Here is a 19,305-nt window from a genome sequence, read left to right on the forward strand (position 1 = left end):
CTACGGGGCATCGACGGCGGCCCGCACGCCAGGGGCCGTCAGATCAGCGGCGTGAACTCCACCGGGAGCGCCGCCGGGCCGCGCAGCCAGACCGAGGGGCGCCAGGAGAGGTCCTCCACCGGGCGGGCGAGGCGCAGGTCGGGCAGCCGGTCGAGCAGGACCTCGATCGCGGCCGTGGCGATCACCTCGGCGATCTCCGGGGCGGGCGCCGGGCAGCGGTGCTCGCCGTGGCTGAAGGACAGATGCGCCTGGTTGCCGCCGGTCGCCGCGGTGCCCCGGGCCGAGACCCGGCCGGGCGGGGCCACCGGGCAGACCTGCGGGTCGGTGTTGGCCGCCGCCAGGCCCAGCACCAGCAGATCGCCGGCGCGGATGTACCGCCCGGCGAGCTGGGTGTCGCGGGTGGCCCAGCGCCCGATGAAGTTCTGCGTCGGGGTGTCCATCCACAGGACCTCGGTGAGCGCCTGCCCGACACTGCGCCGGCCGCCGGACAGCGACACCGCGAAGCGGTCGTCGGTCAGCATCAACCGCAGCGTGTTCCCTATCCAGTTGGCGGTCGGCTGCTGCCCGGTGGCCATGATGGCGATCAGGTCCTGGACGATCTCCTCGTCGGTCAGCCGCGCCGGGTGGGCCAGCAGCCGGGAGGGCAGATCGGCTCCCGGCCGGTGCCGCCTGCGCTCCAGCAGCAGCTCCATGGTGCCGCGGATCCGCGCGTAGGCCATCCCGGCCTCGGGACCGTCGCCCAGCACGGTGACCGTGTCCCGCTCCAGCTCCGCCGTCTCGTCGTCCCGCAGCCCGAAGAGCCCGGCCAGCACCCGCAGCGGCACCTGCCCGGCGTAGTCCGCCATCAGCTCGGCCCGTCCGGCGCCCGCGAAGGAGTCCACCGCCGCGTCGGCGGCCCGCTCCGCCTCGAAGCGCAGCTCGAAGGAGTCGACGGCGCCGAGCACGTCGGAGATCGCCCCGGCCCGCCTGCGGTGCTCGGCGCCCTCGGTGAAGAGCACCGAGGCGTTGTGCGCGACGAAGGGCAGCAGTGGCCAGTCGTGCGGCACCCGGTCCCAGGAGTGCCAGCGCCGCGAATCCCGCGCGAAGAGCTCCGGATTGCCGGTGACGTAGTGCACCTCGCGGTAGCCGAGCACCAGCCAGGCCGGCAGATCGGCGTCCAGCAGCACCGGCGCCACCGAACCGTGCACCCGGCGCAGCATCGCGTAGAGCCCGGCCGGGTCGCGCTGGAAGGCCGGCGAGTGCAGCCGTACGGGGGCCGCGTCCGGGTGCAGCGGCAGCGCCGGATTCAGCTCCGGGGGTATGCCGGTCGCCGGTACGGGCGCGCCCGGGGCCCGCCCGCCGGGGTGACTGGGCTGCGGGGCGGGAATCTGGGGGCGGACCGCGGCCTGATAGGCGCTCTGCCGCGCGGCCGCCGCCGCACCGGGGTACGGCGTCAGCGGCACCCCCGGATACGGGGTCGGCGGGCCGCCCGGGTGCGGGTAGGGGCCGGTGTCCGGCTCGCCGGGGGCCGCTTCCTCGGGCGCCGCCGGGATCGCCCAGCTGCCCGCCCCCTCCGCGGGGGCGCCCGGCGCGGCGCCCTGGCCGTATCCCTGATACCCCTGGCCCTGCTGTCCTTGGCCCTGCTGTCCCTGGGGCCCCTGCCCGTGCCCCTGATACGACGTCACAGCGCGGACTCCCAGGCGGGTGAGGCGTAGGTCAGCAGGTGGTCGACCAGGGTGATCAGCACCCGCTTGGCGGAGTCCCGCCGGCGCGCGTCGCAGTCGATCAGCGGAATCCCGGGCGGCAGTGACAGCGCCTCGCGCAGATCCTCCAGGGAGTGCTGCGGCGGGCCGAAGTTGTTGCGGGCCACGATGAAGGGCAGCCCGTGGTGTTCGAGCCGGTCGATGGCGTACCAGGAGTCGGCGATCCGCCGGGTGTCGACGAGCACCACCGCGCCCATCGTGCCGGAGAACAGCCGGTCCCACAGGAACCAGAAGCGCTCCTGGCCGGGCGCGCCGAACAGATACAGCACCATTTCGTCGTCCAGCGTGATCCGGCCGAAGTCGAAGGCGACGGTGGTGCTCTGCTTGGCGCCTGGCCCGGCCGGTTCGTCGATGCCGACGCCCGCCCGGCTCATGGTCTCCTCGGTGCTCAGCGGCCGGATCTCGCTGACCGCGCCGACCAGCGTGGTCTTGCCGACGCCGAATCCGCCCACGATCGCGATCTTCAGGCCGTCGCTGGCGGTCTCCCGCAGCGGCGGCCCGCTGCCGCCTGCCTCGTCCCAGGACGGCTGCCCGTAGTGCTCAGAGGTTCTGGAGGGCACGCAGCACCTTCTTCAGTGTCTCCGGCGGCGGCATCCGGTCGCCGGACAGGGCGCTGCGCGGATGCCGGGAGCTGATCCGGCCCGCGTCCCGCAGATCGCCCAGCAGGATCTTCACCACCGTGATCGGCAGCCCGAGATAGGCCGCCACCTCCACCACGGCGGTCGGGCGGCGGCACAGCCGCAGGATGCGCACGTGTTCCGACTGCATGCCCAGGGCCGGTTCGCTCTCCGCGACCACGATCGTCACCAGGTCGAACGGCGACTCGTGCGCGCGGCTGCGGCCACCGGTGAGGGTGTAGAGCCGGTCAGGCTCGCCGCTGTCGACCGGCCCCCGGTTCATGCCTGCCGCTTCCCGCGCGTGCGGTCGGTCCCGCTCCCGGCGCCGTCGGCGGCGGGGGAGGCGCCGCGGGCCCCGGTGCGCGGATCGGAACGCAGCCGGTTGCCCATCTGCTCGACCAGTTCGTTCATGTGGTGGCCGATCACACCGGCGTCGGCGTACTCCTCGCCGATCACCGCCAGATGGGCGCCCTCGCCCGCCTCCACGATGAACAGGATGCCGCCGTGGAACTCGGTCATGGACTGCCGCACCCCGCCGCTGCCGTCCCCGAACTCCATCGAGGCGCCGTGGGCGAGGGCCTGGATGCCGGAGGCGATCGCGGCGAGCTGGTCGGCCCGGTCGATCGAGAGCCCCGACGACAGACACAGCTTGAGGCCGTCCCGGGAGAGCACCAGGGCGTGCCGGGCGCCCGGCGTCTTCGCCAGCAGCGTCTCCAGCAGCCAGTCCAGGTCGCCTTGGTCGGTGGTGGTCATGTGACGCTGTCCCCTCCCGGCGGCGGTCCGGTCGGTACGGTGTCGCCCGCGCCCCCGTCCTGCCCGCCGAACTCGCCGGCTCCGTCATGTCCGCCGAAGCCCCGGTGGACGCCGGTGCCGCCGGACCCGTAGCCGCCGCCGGCGGCGTAGTCGGCCGCGTAGTCGGCGTCGGTCAGATAGTCGGTGTCGGCGTCGCGGTCCACCTCGGCGGCGTAGCGGCGGCCGGCGCTGAACGTGCTGGCGAAGGTGCCCTCGCCGGAGGCGGTACGGCCGGCGGGAGCGGCCGCGCCGGGGCCCTGGTCCGCCGCCTGGCCCGGGTCCTGGCCGGCGCCCTGGCTCGTCCGCCCCTCGGGGACGCTGCGGCCGGCCGCGGCATCCCGGAAGGCGCTGAACCTGGCCCCCGCCCCGGCCCGGGAGCGCGCCGCGCGGGCCGCCTCCTCCGGGGAGGGGTCGAGCCAGGCCGCCGACGGGTCGGCGGTCAGATCGCCGTGCTGGGAGGCGGCCAGGGTCTGCCCGCGGGCCCGCTTCGGCAGCGGTACGGCCGCCGCCTGCCAGCTCTGGGCCGGCCGGGCGTGCGCGGGGGAGTGCTCCTGCGGCGAGGCCCCGTCCCCGGGGGCGTACCGCTCGCCGCCCTCGGTCTGGTAGCCCTCGCCGGTCCCGTAACCGCCCTCATCCGCCGGGTAGTCCGCGGCGTGCTCGGCCGGGGACTGGGTGAGGATCTTCGGCGGGATCAGCACCACCACGCCCGTGCCGCCCCGCGAGGACGGCCGGAAGGAGATCAGCAGCCCGTGCTTGCGGGCCAGGCAGCCCACCACCGCCAGACCCAGCCGGGTCCCGGACAGCGCCCGCAGGTCCAGCGGGTCGCCGGAGACCAGCTTCTGCGCCCGCAGCAGCGTCGCGTCCGGCATCACCAGGCCGGCGTCCTCGATGGTGATCACGACCCCGGAGTGCGTCTCCTGCACATAGACGTGCACCTCCTCGGTCGGCGGCGAGAAGTTGCAGGCGTTGTCCATGAGTTCGGCCAGCGCGTGCATGACGCCCTCGGCCGCGTAACCGGCGACCGCCGCCGTACTGGTGGAGTGCAGCCGCACCCGCTGGTAGGCGCCTATCCGGCCCATCGCGCCGCGCAGCACGCTCTCCATCACGATCGGCTTCGTCCAGCGGCGGCCGGACCGCGAACCGGTGAGCACCGCCACGCTGTCGGCCAGCCGGCCGGTCTGGGCGGTGCAGTGGTCGAGGTGCAGCAGGTCGCCCAGCACCTCCTCGCCGAGGCGGTCCTCCATCTCCCGCAGATCGGCCAGCATGCCGGTGGTCAGCGCCTGCATCCGGCTGGCCGCGCTGGCGCAGGCGGCCATCCCGGCCGCCCGCATCCGCTCGCTCTTGGCGATCTCCCGGATCAGCACCCCCAGCAGCCGCTGGTGCGCCGGACCGGTCGGCTGCGGCAGCCGGGACATCACGGTGTCCGCCGAACCGCCGGCCCGCAGCCGGTCCACCGCCAGCGGGATGGTCACCTCGGTCAGCCGGGCCGTCTCGCCCTCCAGCGCCGCCGCCCGCGCGGTCTCCGCCTTCAGCGCGGCCCGCAGCGACAACTGCGCCTCGGCGGCGGTTCTGCGCTGCACCTCGGTGGCTCTGGCGGCACGCTGGGCGGCCTCCAGATCGATGGAGGCGAGCCGGGTCAGCTCCGCCTGCCGCTCGGCCTCCTGGAACGCCTCGGCCCGTAACTCCGCGACCTGGAAGCGCAGTTCACGAGCCAGCCGGCGACGGGAGAGAGCGAGCGCCACCACGATGCCCAGCAGCACCGCCCCCGCCCCACCGGTCGCGGTGATCAGCGGGCGGTCCGCGGTGGCCGCGCGGGTCGCCGCCCAGCCGCAGGCCGCGGCCGCCGCGATCACCGCGGCCAGCGGGAACACGAAGGCCCAGGCGGTGCGCACGGGGCGCCGGCCGGGAGCGGGGGAAGAGGGCGATAACGGCGAACTCTGGGCTGACATCAATCGGTACCTCATGGCGGGAGGCCGACAACCCACCGCCGTGCCGGGGACGTTGACGTACGAGCAGTGCGGGTGCGTGTTATTGCGCCACACCTTACTCGCCCAACTCAGCCTTCTCGGGCAGAATGCCGTTCTTTCGTCGCCGGACCGTCACCGGATCATCACAGCTCGTGCCATCACCGGCCGCGCCGACACCGCGTGTCACCAAAGTGAGAAGCGGCCGTCCGTATGACGCCGGACGGCCGCAACGCCACTGGTCTTTCGGACGTCATTCGGACTTAATCGAACACCCGGGGTGTTCGCCCCGCCGGGACGCCGGCCGGGCTCACTTGGTCACCGCGATGTGCGACAGGATCGCCTCGGCCAGTCCCGGGTCGCCCTCGATCTTCAGCCGGTCCGAGACCGCGGCCGGCCTGACCCGGCCGGCCAGCAGCCGCACGAACGTCTCCCAGTCCACCACGAAGGTCACCGCCGGTCCGAGCGAGACCGCCGAGTCGATGCTGCCGCGGCCCTCCGCGTCGACCCGTACCGTCCGCATGAACTCCAGCGGCCCGTGCACGTCGAAGACCACCGCCGAACCGGGCTTGGCGCCCGCGTCGTGCGCGACCAGCTTCGGCAGCGCGCGCAGCACGTGGTCCCGGGACAGCACGGCCGCGGCGGACGCCAGGTTGCCCGGCTTGTCGAGCGCGCGGCGCAGATCCTGCTCGTGCACCCATACGTCGAAGACCCGTGCCCACAGCTGCTCTTCGAGGGTGATCTCGCCGCCGCCGATGGCGCGTACCTCGTGGTCCGGCTGCCGCGTCTCGTTCCGCAGCTGACGGGAGCGGCGGATGATGGTGTACTCCAGCTCCGAGGTCATCTCGGGCGCGGTGTGGTGGCGGCGGATGTCCACCGGGACCTCGGTGTAGCGGGCGGTCTCGCTGGTGATGTGCCGCAGATCACTGGGCAGGCTGTGGATCGGGCGCGGGTCGCCGAGCAGCTCGCACTCGAAGCCGATGATGTGGGAGACGATGTCGCGCACCGACCAGTAGGGGCAGTCCGTGGGCCGGCTCCACTCCCCCTCGGTCAGCGGCGAGACCATTTCGTTGATGGATTCTATGGAGTGGGTCCAGGCGTCGATGTACGGCTGGAGCTTGCTGTGGACGGTCACGGGACGGGACCCCTCGACATTCGGTGCGCGGTCGTGGTGGTTGGCGCCTAAGTTACGCTGCGCGCGGGCGCCCACGCAGTGCTTTCGAGTGACGATGGTAGGCCCGACTTGACGACCCAACGTATGGGCGGTGACCCGGTGCGCGCAACGCTTGTGCAGATCGACGTGGACCCGGAGGAAACGGTCGGGGACCGCAGGGAACGGGTGGCGGCGCTGGTCCGCGCCCAGTCCGGAGCGGACCTCGTGGTGCTGCCCGAGCTGTGGCCGGTCGGCGCCTTCGCCGCTGATTCCTTCGCCTCGCGGGCCGAGCCGGTGGACGGCGGACCCACCGCGGCGGCGATGAGCGACGCCGCGCGGGCGGCCGGCGTGTGGCTGCACGCGGGCTCGATCGTGGAGCGGGACCCGGCAGGGCCGCTCTACAACACCTCGCTGCTCTTCGCGCCCGACGGCGGCCTGCGGGCGGTCTACCGCAAGATCCACCGCTTCGGCTTCGACCAGGGCGAGGCCGTCCTGATGGCGGCCGGCGACCGTGTCGTCACCGCCGGGCTGCCGGACGCCGTGCTCGGCCTGGCCACCTGCTACGACCTGCGCTTCCCCGAACTCTTCCGGCTGCTGGTGGACGCGGGCGCGCAGGTGATCGTGCTGCCGGCCGGCTGGCCGGCCCGGCGCCTCGCGCACTGGCGGATCCTGGTCCAGGCGCGGGCCGTCGAGTCGCAGGCGTACGTCCTCGCCTGCGGAACGGCGGGCACGCACGCCGGGATCGAGCAGGCCGGGCACAGCATGGTGGTGGACCCGTGGGGCGAGGTGCTCGCCGAGGCGGGCCCCGGCGAGCAGCTGCTGACCGTCGACCTCGACCCCGCACGGGTGACGTCCACCCGGGTGGACTTCCCGGTGCTGCGGGACCGGGTGCTGGGGCTGCCCGAGCCGTCGCCGGGGGCGGCGCCGCTGCCGGGGAGCTGAACCGCCGGCCGTACGTCCCCGGCGGACCGGGGCGCCCACGGCTGGCTCCGTACGCGCCCCGGTCCGCCGTCCCCGCGTGACGGCTACTCCTCTACTCCTCGCCGTGCTCCTTCTCCACCAGCCGGTCCACGCACACCGCGACCGCGATCAGCATGCCCGCGTCCGCGTCCTCCCGCTCCACGTCGATCGCGTACGCGTCCCGCAGTGTGAACCACTTGCGGGAGATCCGGGCCAGCCTCCCCCTGCCTTCGGCGGAGGAACCCCCACCCTCGTACTCGATGTCGTACTCCTTGCCGATGAGGTCCCCGCGGACCTCCAGCTCCTCTCCGGAGGCCAGCTCGGCCCGGTAGGCGTCGTGCAGCAGCGTCAGCCGCTTCTTCTTGACGGTGGCCAGCGTCTCGCCCTCGCGCTCGATGAGCATGGTGTCCCGCAGGCTGACCAGCTTCTTGTGGATGACGGCCACCACGCCGCCGCTCGCGTCCTGGATCTCCAGGGTGCCGCGCAGCGACATCACCTTTCCGTCGACGTAGAACGCGCGCCGACCGTGCTCGTCCTCGATCCAGTAGTCGTCGCCGATGGCGAACATCTTCTCCCGCACCACATATTTCATGGGGAATGCCTACCCCGGGTGATGCGGTTGGATGGGGATATGACTGCACGTGCACGTGTCCGCGCCCCTGAACTGATCGGCGCGGGCGGCTGGCTGAACACCGGCGGAAAACAGCTCACCCTGGCCGACCTGCGCGGATCCATCGTGATCCTGGACTTCTGGACCTTCTGCTGTGTGAACTGCCTGCATGTCCTGGACGAGCTGCGCGAGCTGGAGGAGCGCCACCGCGACACCGTGGTGATCGTGGGCGTGCACTCACCGAAGTTCGCCCACGAGGCCGAGCACGGCGCGGTGGTGGACGCGGTGGAGCGCTACGGAGTGCGTCACCCGGTGGTGGACGACCCGGAGCTGGCGTCCTGGAAGCAGTACGCGGTGCGGGCCTGGCCCACGCTGGTCGTCGTCGACCCCGAGGGATATGTCGTCGCCCAGCACGCCGGCGAGGGCCACGCGCACGCGCTGGAGAAGCTCGTCACCGCCCTGGAGCATGAGCACGCCGCCAAGGGCACGCTGCGGCGCGGCGACGGCCCCTATGTGCCGCCGGAGCCGGTGGCCACCGATCTGCGCTTCCCCGGCAAGGTGCTGGCCCTGCCCGGCTCGGGGCACTTCCTGGTCTCCGACTCCACCCGGCACGCCCTGGTGGAGCTGGCCGCCGACGGCGAGAGCGTCGTCCGGCGGATCGGCACCGGCGAGCGCGGCCTGCTCGACGGCGACGCCGCGACCGCCCGGTTCAGCGAACCGCAGGGCCTGGCGCTGCTGCCCGACGGCACGGTCGTGGTCGCGGACACCGTCAACCACGCGCTGCGCCGCTTCGACCCGGCGACCGGCGAGGTCGGCACCGTCGCCGGCACCGGCAAGCAGTGGATGCAGGGCTCGCCGGCCTCCGGTCGGGCCCGCGAGGTGGCCCTGTCCTCACCGTGGGACGTGGCGTGGTTCGAGGACCGGGTCTGGATCGCGATGGCCGGCGTGCACCAGTTGTGGACGTACGACCCCGCCGGCGACCGGGTCGAGGTCGCGGCCGGCACCACCAACGAGGGCCTGGTCGACGGGCACGCGCGCGACGCGTGGTTCGCCCAGCCGTCCGGGCTGTCGGCGGCGGGCCCGCGGCTGTGGATCGCCGACTCCGAGACCTCGGCGCTGCGCTGGGCCGAGCGGGCGGCGGACGGCGCCGATAGCGTCGATGGCTCCGGTGGCACCGGCGGCGCCGATTACGTCATCCGCACCGCGGTCGGCACCGGCCTGTTCGACTTCGGCCACCGCGACGGCGCGGCCGGACAGGCGCTGCTCCAGCACCCGCTGGGCGTCACCGCGCTGCCGGACGGCTCGGTCGCGGTCAGCGACACGTACAACAACGCGCTGCGGCGCTACGATCCGGCGACCGGGGAGGTCTCCACCCTGGCCACCGAGCTGCGCGAGCCCTCGGACGCGACCGTGGTGGACGGCGACATCGTGGTGGTGGAGTCGGCCGCGCACCGGCTGACCCGGATGCACCTGCCCGAGGAGGCGGTACGGGTGGAGGCGGTCGCCCACCGCACCCGGCGCGACGCCACCGGCGTCACCGCCGGCCCCTTCCGCCTCGATGTGGTCTTCTCCGCGCCGCCCGGCCAGAAACTGGACGATCGCTACGGTCCCTCGACCCGGCTGCTGGTCAGCGCCACCCCGCCGGAACTCCTCGCGGAGGGCGCGGGCCGCGGCACGGACCTCCACCGCGACCTGGTGCTGGACCCGTCGGTGCCCGAGGGCGTCCTGCACGTCTCGGCGATGGCGGCGTCCTGCGACGTCGACGACTCCGACAACCCCAATCCGTACCCGGCCTGCCATGTCCATCAGCAGGACTGGGGGGTCCCCGTCCGGCTCACCCCGGACGGGGACCCCCGGCTCGCCCTGGTCCTGGCGGGCATGGACACGGCGGCCGGCTGACCGTCCCGGCTGAGTCCGGACTCCGTACCGGACTCAGTACCGGTTGTAACGCTCTCCGGGGTAGTACCGCTCCTCGACGACGGGCGGCACATCGCCGTCCGCCGTCGGCGGTATCCGCCGCCGCTTGAAGATGCTCACGTACGCCGCCAGCCCGATCATGCCGACGGCCATCATGATCAGACCGATCAGATCGACGTTCACGCCCTTCGCGTGCCAGTCGGTGGCGAATGTGACGATCGCTCCGACCGCGATCAGGATGATGCAGCCTCCGATACCCACAGTGCCCGCCTCCGTTGGTCGACTTACCCGACTGCTGGTGTCAACCACCCGCCTTCCCGCCCCCTTGACATCCAATCAGCCCCTCACCCCACCAACCGCGCCCCGCCCGCGCCGCCAACCCCCGCCACGCGCCGGGCGCCGCCGACGGCACGTCAGCCGTCGGCCCGACAACCCGTCAGTTCGTCAGGAAGGAGTGGAGGGCGGTGGCCAGGAGGTGGGGGTCGTCCGCGCCGCAGAGTTCGCGGGCGGAGTGCATGGAGAGGATGGGGACGCCGACGTCGATGGTGGTGATGCCGTGGCGGGCGGCGGTGATGGGGCCGATGGTGGTGCCGCAGGGCATCGCGTTGTTGGAGACGAAGTGCTGGAAGGGGACGCCGGCGCGTTCGCAGGCGGCGGCGAAGACGGCGCGGCCGGCGCCGTCGGTGGCGTAGCGCTGGTTGACGTTGGTCTTGAGCAGGGGGCCGCCGTTGGCGCGGGGCTGGTGGGTGGGGTCGTGGCGTTCGGGGTAGTTGGGGTGGACGGCGTGGCTGACGTCGGAGGACAGGCAGACGGTGCCGGCCAGGGCGCGCAGGCGCTCCTCGTAGCCGCCGCCGCGGGAGCGCACCGAGCGCTCCAGGATGTTGCCGAGCAGCGGGCCGTTCGCGCCGGTGTCGGACTCGCTGCCGGTCTCCTCGTGGTCGAAGGCGGCCAGTACGGGGATGTGCGCCGCGTCGGTGACCGCGGTCAGGGCGGCCAGGCCGGCGTGGACCGAGAGCAGGTTGTCCAGCCGGGGGGAGGCCAGGAGTTCGCCGTCGCGGCCGAGGAAGGCGGGCGGCTGCACATCGTGGGTCATCAGGTCCCAGCCCGTGACGTCGTCGGCGGCCACCCCGGCCTCGGCGGCCACGAAGGCGATCAGGTCGCCGTCCTCCGCGTCGCCCAGGCCCCACAGCGGCTGGAGGTGGCGCTGCTTGTCGAGGGTGAGGCCGTCGTTGACCGAGCGGTCGAGGTGGATGGCGAGCTGGGCGACGCGCAGCAGCGGGCGGTCGATGTTCACCAGCCGGGTGGTGCCGTCGCGCAGCGACAGCCGGCCGGCCAGGCCCAGGTCGCGGTCGAGCCAGCTGTTGAGCAGCGGGCCGCCGTAGAGCTCCACCGCGACCTGGCGCCAGCCGGCCTTGCCCATGTCGGGGCGCGGCTTGACCCGCAGATTCGGCGAGTCGGTGTGCGCGCCGACCACCCGGAACGGCGTCTGCGGCTGGGCGCCCTCCGGCACGTACCAGGCGATGAGGGCGCCGCCCCGCAGGACGTACCGGCCACCGCTGCCGCCTTCCCACGCCTCGGTCTCGGCGACCCGGTGGAATCCGGCCCGCTCCAGCCGGTCGGCCGCGGTGGCCACGGCGTGATACGGGGAGGGGCCGGCCTGCACGAAAGAGGCCAGGTCGGCGGTGTGGGATCGGTCGAACGTACGCGGCTGGTGGCTCATACCCGCCAGCATAGGAAAGACGGTGTTCCGCCACCTCGGGGGTGACGGAACACCGTCGTGCCGCGCGGAGCCGGCGGGACGCCGCGCGGGCGGCTCAGCGGGTCAGAACGCCTCTTCGGGCAGGTCCATCACACCGAGCGTGACCGCTTCCGCGATGGCCCGCTGCACCCCCACTCCCGGCAGGATCTCGGTGGCGAAGAACTTCGCCGCGGCGATCTTGCCGGTGTAGAAGGCCTTGTCCTTGGCGGAGGCGTCCGGCAGCTTGTCGGCGGCCACGCCCGCGCCCCGCAGCAGCAGATAGGCGATGACGACATCGCCCGAGGCGAGCAGCAGCCGGGTGGAGTTGAGGCCCACCTTGTAGATGGAGCGCACATCCTGCTCGGTGGCGGCCAGATCGGTCAGCATGGCGCCGACGATCCCCTCCAGGTCCACTGCGGCCTTGGCGAGCTGCTCGCGGGCGGCGGCCAGTTCCTCGCCGCCGGTCGCCTCGGCGAGGAACTTCTTGATCTCCTCGCTGAGCGCGGTCAGCGCCTGCCCCTGGTCGCGGACGATCTTCCGGAAGAAGTAGTCCTGGCCCTGGATCGCGGTGGTGCCCTCGTACAGCGTGTCGATCTTGGCGTCGCGGATGTACTGCTCGACCGGGTACTCCTGGAGGTAGCCGGAGCCGCCGAAGGTCTGGAGCGACTGGGCCAGCTGCTCGTAGGACTTCTCCGAGCCGTAGCCCTTCACGATCGGCAGCAGCAGGTCGTTGAGGCCGTGCAGCGCGGTCGCGTCCTCGCCGGCCGCCTCGGCGACCTGGATCGCGTCCTGGACGCAGGCGGTGTGCAGCACCAGCGCGCGCATGCCCTCGGCGTACGCCTTCTGTGTCATCAGCGAGCGGCGTACGTCGGGGTGGTGGGTGATGGTGACCTTCGGCGCGGCCTTGTCGGTGAACTGGGCCAGGTCCGGGCCCTGGACGCGCTCCTTGGCGTACTCCAGCGCGTTGAGGTAGCCGGTCGACAAGGTGGCGATGGCCTTGGTGCCGACCATCATCCGGGCGAACTCGATGATCCGGAACATCTGCCGGATGCCGTCGTGCTTGTCGCCGATCAGCCAGCCCTTGGCCGGGTGCTTGTCGCCGAAGGTCAGCTCGCAGGTGTTGGACGCCTTCAGGCCCATCTTGTGCTCGACGTTGGTGGCGTAGACGCCGTTGCGCGCGCCCAGCTCGCCGGTGGCGACGTCGAACTCGAACTTGGGCACCATGAACAGCGACAGGCCCTTGGTGCCGGGGCCGGCGCCCTCGGGGCGGGCCAGCACGTAATGGATGATGTTCTCCGCCATGTCGTGCTCGCCCGAGGTGATGAAGCGCTTGACACCCTCGATGTGCCAGCTGCCGTCCTCCTGCCGCACCGCGCGGGTGCGGCCGGCGCCGACGTCCGAGCCGGCGTCCGGCTCGGTGAGCACCATGGTGGAGCCCCACTCCTTCTCCACCGCGAGGGCGGCGATCTTCCGCTGCTCCTCGGTGCCCTCGTCGTAGAGGATGCCGGCGAAGGCGGGGCCCGAGGAGTACATCCAGATGGCCGGGTTGGAGCCGAGCACCAGTTCGGCGTAGGACCAGATCAGGGAGCGCGGCGCGGTGGTGCCGCCGATCTCCTCGGGCAGGCCGAGCCGCCAGTAACCGGCGTCCATGAACGCCTGGTAGCTCTTCTTGAAGGAGGCGGGGACCGGCGCGGTGCCGGTCGCCGGGTCGAAGACCGGGGGGTTGCGGTCGGCGTCGGCGTACGACGCGGCCAGCTCGTTCTCGGCCAGGCGCGCCAGTTCGCCGAGGATCTCCTTCGCGGTGTCCACGTCCATCTCCGCGAACGGACCCGTGCCGTAGAGCTGGTCGCGCCCGAGCACCTCGAAGAGGTTGAACTCGATGTCGCGGAGGTTCGACTTGTAGTGGCCCATGAGGACGGCTCCGTATCGCTGCTGCTGTCTCAAAGAAGGAGAGATGGTGAGGTGGAGGCGAGGGGTGGCGCGCGGTGCTGCCTGACGAAATCATGCTACCCGTCGGTAATAAGGCGCAACCCCCGCCGGCCCGATGTGACGCTTTCCTCTTCCCGGGCCCGCCCTTCGTTAGGCTGGGCGGGTGTACGGCCACGAGCAGAGTGTGAACGCTGGACCCGGCGGCCCGATGGGTGCCGCACCCATGGGCGGCGGCTATCCCGAGCCGTCACCCCCTTACCAGGAGGCGGCCACCGGTTATCCGGAGCCCTCCCCGCCGTCGCTGTCCGACGCGGTACGGGCCTTCACCACCGGATCGCTGGCGGCCGAGGACTTCCAGGCGATCTTCACCACGTCCAAGGTCTACTGTCCGCGCGGTGAGAATCCCGGCTTCCTGGCCCTGCACGACACCCAGCAGCCGGTCATCCCGATGTTCAGCACCCTCAAGGAGCTGCGGCGCTACGCGGGCAAGGAGTCCAAGTACTTCGTGATCACCGGTGCCGAGGTGCTCGACCTGCTGCCGACCGGCTACGGCTTCGTGCTCGACATCGACGGGCAGCACCGGATGGTGTTCGACGCCAAGGCCGTGGAGCAGATGATCGACTTCACCATGCGGCGGATGTACGGCTGATCCCCGGTGCCGGGGCCGGGTCCCGGCGAGCCTGTCCGGTGGGTGACGGAATAGTCACACCTTGCTAGATGTTCAGCCTTCAACTACATTGACCGCAGAGCATCACCCAAGGAGGCCGTCATGCCCGCCGTGACCGTAGAGAACCCGCTGACCCTGCCGCGGGTGACCGCAGCGACCGATGCCCAGGTGCGTCCGGCCCTGACCGTCACCACCGCGCCGAGCGGCCTGGAGGGCGAGGGCTTCCCGGTCCGCCGCGCCTTCGCGGGCATCGACTACCGGCACCTCGACCCGTTCATCATGATGGACCAGATGGGTGAGGTGGAGTACGCGCCCGGAGAGCCCAAGGGCACGCCCTGGCACCCGCACCGCGGCTTCGAGACCGTCACCTACATCATGGACGGCACCTTCATACACCAGGACTCGCACGGCGGTGGCGGCACGATCACCAACGGCGACACCCAGTGGATGACGGCCGGCTCCGGGCTGCTGCACATCGAGACCCCGCCGGAGTCGCTGGTCACCAGCGGCGGCCTGTTCCACGGGCTCCAGCTGTGGGTGAACCTCCCCAAGGCCGACAAGATGATGCCGCCCAAGTACCAGGACATCCGGGCCGGCGGCCTGAAGCTGCTCACCTCCGGCGACGGCGGCGCCCTGATCCGGGTGATCGCCGGCGACCTCGGCGGGCACCGGGGCCCCGGCGCCACCCACACCCCGATCACCATGCTGCACCTGTCGCTGAACCCGGGCGCCGAGGTCACGCTGCCCTGGCGCGAGGACTTCAACGCCCTCGCCTACGGCATGGCGGGCCGCGGCTTCGCCGGCCCCGCGTCCCGCCCCTTCCGGATGGGCCAGTCGGTCGTCTTCGGCAAGGGCGACGCCCTCACCATCCGTGCCGACGAGACCCAGGAATCCCGCTCGCCCAACTTCGAGGTCGTCCTGCTGGGCGGCCGGCCGATCCGCGAGCCGATGATGCAGTACGGCCCCTTCGTGATGAACACCCACGCCGAACTCGCCCAGGCCTTCGAGGACTTCCAGGCGGGCCGGCTCGGCTCGATCCCCGCGGACTCGCCGCTCGGCCGCTGAGCGCCCCGCCCGGCCCGGGCCGCCACGGGCTCTACGCCTCGTAGAGCTCGAACCAGATCGACTTCCCCTCCCCGCGCGGGTCCACCCCCCAGGCGTCCGCCAGCTCCTCCATCAGCAGCAGGCCGCGGCCACTGGAGGCCAGCTCGCCGGGGGAGCGGCGGTGCGGCATGTCGTCCGAGCGGTCGCCGACCTCCACATGCAGGCGGCGGGTGCCGGCCAGGCCGGTGACCTGGGCGATCAAGGTCGCGTCCTCGTCGGTGTGCACCAGGACATTGGTGACCACTTCGGAGACCAGCAGCGCCGCGGTCTCCAACTGGTCCTCGGAGACCCAGTCGTGGAGCAGCGCGCGGATGTCGTCGCGCGCGCCGCGGATCAGGCCGGGGTCGGCCTGCGGCACCGTCAGCACCGTGCGGCGCACCGGGACGGCCGCGGTGGGGCCCTCCGGGTCGCGGCGCAGCAGCACCAGGGCGATGTCGTCCTCGCGGCGGTCGGCGAGCGGTCCGGTGGCGCTGTGCGACGGCGGTCCGTGCACGGCCTGGATCAGCGAGTCGGCCAGCGCCTCCAGATCCTCCGAGGGACCGGCCTCCAGCACCCCGCTCAGGCGGTCCCAGCCGGTCTCCAGATCGTGGCCGCCGGTCTCGATCAGGCCGTCGGTGCACAGCAGCAGCACCTCATTGGGTTCGAGGGAGAGCCGGGTGGTCGGGTAGTCGGAGTCCGGCTCCACGCCCAGCGGCGGCCCGCCGTCGGTGCGGCGGACGATGGTGGTGCCGTCGCCCAGCCGGACGCACGGCTCCGGATGCCCGGCGCGCACCACTTCCAGGGTGCCGGCTCCGGGATCGACCTCCAGATACAGGCAGGTCGCGAACCGTACGTCCGCCGGGTCGCCGTCGTCGGACAGGCCTTCGAGAAAGCGGGAGGTCCGGGACAGCACCGCGTCCGGCCGGTGGCCCTCGGCCGCGTACGCCCGCAGGGCGATCTTCAGCTGTCCCATGAGGCCGGCCGCCCGTACGTCATGGCCCTGGACGTCGCCGATGACGATCGCGGTGCGGCCGGACGGCAGGTCGATCACGTCGTACCAGTCGCCGCCGACCTGGAGGCCGCCGCCGGTCGGGACATAGCGCGCCGCCACCGCCATGCCCTCGATGGCGGGCCGGCTGGCCGGCATCATCGTCTGCTGGAGCCCGTCGGACAGCGCCCGCTCGGATTCGTGCAGCCCGGCCCGGGCCAGCGCCTGCGCCATCATCCGGGCCACGGTGGTGAGCACCGACCGCTCGTCGGAGGTGAACTCCACCTGCTCGCGGAAGGCCGCCATCCACACCCCGATGGTGGCGCCGGCCACCGTCAGCGGCAGGAACGCCCAGGAGGACCGGCCGAAGATCTTCACCAGCGGCCAGGTGGTCGGATACGCCTGCTCGTACGCCTCGGGGGTGGGCAGATAGACGGCCTGGCCGGTGCGGATCACCTCGGTGGCGGGATAGCCGGTGGTCAGCGGCATCTCCGGCGGGAAGGTGTCGGGCATCTTCTGCCCGTAGTGCCCGATGACGGTCAGGTGGTCGCCCTCGCGGCCGAAGACGGCCAGCCCGTCGGGCGAGAAGCCGGGCATCGACAGGCCGGCCGCCACCCGCAGCACATCGGCGGTGGAATCGGCCTCGGCCAGCGCGCGCCCCGCGTCCAGCAGGAACGCCTCCCGGGAGCGCCGCACGTCACGGGTGGGCGCGGCGCCCTGCTGCCGGCCGCGCACCTCGTGCACGCTGCCGCTGAGCAGCGTGCCCTGCGGACGCAGCCGGACCCGGACGGTGCGGTCCACCGCGCCGTCGGCGCCGACCACCCGCAGCAGCGACTCGGCGACCGTGCCCTCGGCGCTCGCCAGCGAGATCGCGCTGACCAGCGTCACATAGTCGGCGGCGTGCAGACAGGCACGCACTTCGGACGACCGGTGGACGCCGCCCCCGCCGGACAGTCCGAGCAGCCCGGCGGCGCGGTCGTCGACCGTGACCTCGCCGGTCGATTCGTCCCACTGCCACATGCCGTACCCCACGGCGGCCAGGACGTCCTCGGTGCGCATTCGGCCAGTTTATGAGGCTTGGGATGATATGGGCGAGCGTACCCGGGCGGAGCCTGTGATAACCGATGGGGGAGGCGGCCGGGGCGCCGGTAAGCTGTGCGGGCTCAGTGGTAACGCTCTCCGGCACCGATCCCCGGTTTCGCCTTCCAGGTGGCCCGGGCGGCGCTGCCGGGCGGGCGCTCCCCCCGGCGACCTGACAGCTGACGACCTGACGACTTGGACGAGAGATGCATCGGTACCGGTCCCACACCTGCGGTGAGCTGCGCGCCACCGACGTCGGCACCGACGTCCGCCTGTCCGGCTGGCTGCACAATCGCCGCGACCTGGGCGGCATCCTCTTCGTCGACCTGCGCGACCACTACGGCTTCACCCAGCTCGTGGTCCGCCCCGGCTCGGCGGTGTACGAGCAGCTCAGCAGCCAGTCCAAGGAGTCGGTGGTCCGGGTCGACGGGCAGGTGGTCGCCCGCTCGCGGGAGAACATCAACCCGGAGCTGCCCACCGGCGAGGTCGAGGTCGAGGTGACGTCCCTGGAGGTGCTGGGCGCCGCCGACCCGCTCCCCTTCCCGGTCTTCCCGGAGGACAACGCCAACGAGGAGATGCGGCTCACCAACCGCTTCCTGGACCTGCGCCGCCAGCGCATGCACCGCAACCTGATGCTGCGCACCCAGGTCATCTCCTTCCTGCGCCGCGAGATGACCGCCCTGGGGTTCAACGAGATGGCGACCCCGATCCTGTCGGCGACCTCCCCCGAGGGCGCCCGCGACTTCCTGGTGCCCTCCCGGGTGCACCCCGGCAAGTTCTACGCGCTGCCGCAGGCACCGCAGCAGTTCAAGCAGCTGCTGATGATCTCCGGCTTCGACCGCTACTTCCAGATCGCGCCCTGCTTCCGCGACGAGGACTCCCGCGCCGACCGCTCGCCCGGCGAGTTCTACCAGCTCGACGTCGAGATGAGCTTCGTCGAGCAGGAGGACGTGTTCGGCGTCATCGAGAAGGTGATGACGGACCTGTTCACCGAGCTGGGCGGCGGCCGCACCGTCACCTCGCCGTTCCCGCGCATCCCGTTCCGCGAGTCGATGGTCAAGTACGGCAACGACAAGCCGGACCTGCGGACCCAGCTCGAACTGGTCGACGTCTCGGCGGTGTTCGCCGACTCCGGCTTCAAGGCGTTCGCCGGCAAGCACGTCCGGGCGCTGGCCGTGCCGGACACCGCCGACCAGCCGCGCAAGTTCTTCGACTCGCTCGGCGAGTACGCGGTCTCGCTCGGCGCCAAGGGCCTGGCCTGGGTCCGCGTCGGCGACGACAACGCGCTCACCGGTCCGATCGCGAAGTTCCTCACCGAGGAGGACATCGCGGCGCTGACCGGCGCGGTCGGCGCCAAGCCGGGCACCGCGATCTTCTTCGGCGCCGGGGAGTTCGACGAGGTCAGCAAGATCATGGGCCCGGTCCGGGTCGAGGCGGCCCGCCGCACCGGCCAGTTCGAGGAGAACGTCTTCCGCTTCTGCTGGATCGTCGACTTCCCGATGTTCGAGCGGAACGAGGACACCGGCGGCATCGAGTTCTCGCACAACCCGTTCTCCATGCCGCAGGGCGGCCTGGAGGCGCTGGAGACCAAGGACCCGCTGGACATCCTGGCCTGGCAGTACGACATCGTGTGCAACGGCGTGGAGCTGTCGTCCGGCGCCATTCGCAACCACGAACCGGCCGTGATGTACAAGGCGTTCGAGATCGCCGGATACAGCCGGGAGACCGTGGAGGCCGAGTTCGGCGGCATGCTGCGCGCCTTCCACTTCGGCGCCCCGCCGCACGGCGGGATCGCCCCGGGCGTGGACCGCATGGTCATGCTGCTGGCGGACGAGCCCAACATCCGCGAGACCATCGCCTTCCCGCTGAACCAGAACGCGCAGGACCTGCTGATGGGGGCGCCCTCGGAGGTCGGCGAGGCGCGGCTGCGGGAGCTGCACCTGTCGCTGCGCAAGCCCAACCCGAAAAGCTGACCAGGGGCCTTCCCGGGTCCCCGGCCCCGCACCGCCCCTCCGGCTTCTCCACCTTCTCCAGTCCCTCCAGCCCCTCCAGCCTTTCGAACACC

Annotated in this window: 16 protein-coding genes; 5 read left to right on the forward strand and 11 right to left on the reverse strand. The window is 72.2% G+C overall.

Annotation, left to right across the window (positions count from 1 at the left end; all coding sequences use genetic code 11):
* Nucleotides 1-38: 38 nt before the first annotated feature.
* The 6 genes from ACFO3J_RS22595 to ACFO3J_RS22620 all read right to left on the reverse strand — a co-directional run bounded on the left by ACFO3J_RS22595 (nt 39) and on the right by ACFO3J_RS22620 (nt 6,250).
* Nucleotides 39-1,301 carry a cytochrome P450 gene (locus ACFO3J_RS22595; RefSeq protein WP_386433038.1) on the reverse strand — a complete coding sequence of 421 codons (1,263 nt, stop codon included), beginning with the start codon at nt 1,299-1,301 and terminating at the stop codon, nt 39-41.
* A gap of 359 nt (nt 1,302-1,660) precedes the next feature.
* Nucleotides 1,661-2,302, reverse strand: coding sequence for a GTP-binding protein (locus ACFO3J_RS22600; RefSeq protein ID WP_386432040.1), 642 nt, complete (start codon nt 2,300-2,302; stop codon nt 1,661-1,663).
* Nucleotides 2,283-2,642: a DUF742 domain-containing protein gene (locus tag ACFO3J_RS22605; RefSeq protein WP_386432043.1), complete on the reverse strand. Its 360-nt coding sequence runs from the start codon at nt 2,640-2,642 to the stop codon at nt 2,283-2,285. Before ACFO3J_RS22605 ends, ACFO3J_RS22600 begins: the two co-directional genes overlap by 20 nt.
* Nucleotides 2,639-3,112 carry a roadblock/LC7 domain-containing protein gene (locus tag ACFO3J_RS22610; protein WP_386432046.1) on the reverse strand — a complete coding sequence of 158 codons (474 nt, stop codon included), beginning with the start codon at nt 3,110-3,112 and terminating at the stop codon, nt 2,639-2,641. Before ACFO3J_RS22610 ends, ACFO3J_RS22605 begins: the two co-directional genes overlap by 4 nt.
* Nucleotides 3,109-5,043, reverse strand: coding sequence for an ATP-binding protein (locus ACFO3J_RS22615; RefSeq protein WP_386432049.1), 1,935 nt, complete (start codon nt 5,041-5,043; stop codon nt 3,109-3,111). Before ACFO3J_RS22615 ends, ACFO3J_RS22610 begins: the two co-directional genes overlap by 4 nt.
* A gap of 382 nt (nt 5,044-5,425) precedes the next feature.
* On the reverse strand, nt 5,426-6,250 hold the full coding sequence (locus ACFO3J_RS22620; RefSeq protein WP_386432051.1) for a maleylpyruvate isomerase family mycothiol-dependent enzyme: 825 nt from the start codon (nt 6,248-6,250) through the stop codon (nt 5,426-5,428).
* A 138-nt stretch (nt 6,251-6,388) separates the two neighbouring features.
* Here ACFO3J_RS22620 and ACFO3J_RS22625 point away from each other — a divergent pair, with 138 nt between their 5' ends.
* On the forward strand, nt 6,389-7,210 hold the full coding sequence (locus ACFO3J_RS22625) for a carbon-nitrogen family hydrolase (protein ID WP_386432054.1): 822 nt from the start codon (nt 6,389-6,391) through the stop codon (nt 7,208-7,210).
* A 91-nt stretch (nt 7,211-7,301) separates the two neighbouring features.
* On the opposite strand, the gene ACFO3J_RS22630 is transcribed toward ACFO3J_RS22625, so the two are convergent.
* A complete protein-coding gene (locus ACFO3J_RS22630) occupies nt 7,302-7,820 on the reverse strand; it encodes an LURP-one-related/scramblase family protein (protein ID WP_386432057.1) in 519 nt (172 codons plus the stop codon).
* A 39-nt stretch (nt 7,821-7,859) separates the two neighbouring features.
* Here ACFO3J_RS22630 and ACFO3J_RS22635 point away from each other — a divergent pair, with 39 nt between their 5' ends.
* A complete protein-coding gene (locus tag ACFO3J_RS22635) occupies nt 7,860-9,737 on the forward strand; it encodes an NHL domain-containing thioredoxin family protein (protein WP_386432060.1) in 1,878 nt (625 codons plus the stop codon).
* 33 nt (nt 9,738-9,770) lie between these two features.
* On the opposite strand, the gene ACFO3J_RS22640 is transcribed toward ACFO3J_RS22635, so the two are convergent.
* From ACFO3J_RS22640 to ACFO3J_RS22650, 3 genes are all read right to left on the reverse strand, one after another.
* Nucleotides 9,771-10,016 carry a hypothetical protein gene (locus tag ACFO3J_RS22640; RefSeq protein ID WP_386432063.1) on the reverse strand — a complete coding sequence of 82 codons (246 nt, stop codon included), beginning with the start codon at nt 10,014-10,016 and terminating at the stop codon, nt 9,771-9,773.
* 175 nt (nt 10,017-10,191) lie between these two features.
* Nucleotides 10,192-11,475 carry a M18 family aminopeptidase gene (locus ACFO3J_RS22645; protein WP_386432065.1) on the reverse strand — a complete coding sequence of 428 codons (1,284 nt, stop codon included), beginning with the start codon at nt 11,473-11,475 and terminating at the stop codon, nt 10,192-10,194.
* A 102-nt stretch (nt 11,476-11,577) separates the two neighbouring features.
* Entirely contained in the window at nt 11,578-13,404 is a 1,827-nt protein-coding gene (locus tag ACFO3J_RS22650) for an acyl-CoA dehydrogenase (protein WP_386432068.1), read from the reverse strand.
* 226 nt (nt 13,405-13,630) lie between these two features.
* Between ACFO3J_RS22650 and ACFO3J_RS22655 the strand changes: the two genes are divergently transcribed.
* Together ACFO3J_RS22655 and ACFO3J_RS22660 are read left to right on the forward strand one after the other, a co-directional pair.
* Nucleotides 13,631-14,071, forward strand: a complete 441-nt coding sequence (locus ACFO3J_RS22655) for an SseB family protein (RefSeq protein WP_386432071.1) — start codon at nt 13,631-13,633, stop codon at nt 14,069-14,071.
* A 120-nt stretch (nt 14,072-14,191) separates the two neighbouring features.
* Nucleotides 14,192-15,154, forward strand: coding sequence for a pirin family protein (locus ACFO3J_RS22660; protein WP_386432073.1), 963 nt, complete (start codon nt 14,192-14,194; stop codon nt 15,152-15,154).
* Nucleotides 15,155-15,185: 31 nt separating this feature from the next.
* On the opposite strand, the gene ACFO3J_RS22665 is transcribed toward ACFO3J_RS22660, so the two are convergent.
* Nucleotides 15,186-17,219 carry an ATP-binding SpoIIE family protein phosphatase gene (locus ACFO3J_RS22665; RefSeq protein ID WP_386432076.1) on the reverse strand — a complete coding sequence of 678 codons (2,034 nt, stop codon included), beginning with the start codon at nt 17,217-17,219 and terminating at the stop codon, nt 15,186-15,188.
* A 227-nt stretch (nt 17,220-17,446) separates the two neighbouring features.
* On the opposite strand from ACFO3J_RS22665, the gene aspS reads away from it, so the two are divergent.
* Nucleotides 17,447-19,213, forward strand: coding sequence for an aspartate--tRNA ligase (gene aspS / locus ACFO3J_RS22670; protein ID WP_386432079.1), 1,767 nt, complete (start codon nt 17,447-17,449; stop codon nt 19,211-19,213).
* The last annotated feature ends 92 nt before the right edge of the window (nt 19,214-19,305 follow it).

Origin of the sequence: Streptomyces polygonati (assembly GCF_042650325.1) — a bacterium.
GTDB classification, from domain to species: domain Bacteria; phylum Actinomycetota; class Actinomycetes; order Streptomycetales; family Streptomycetaceae; genus Actinacidiphila; species Actinacidiphila polygonati.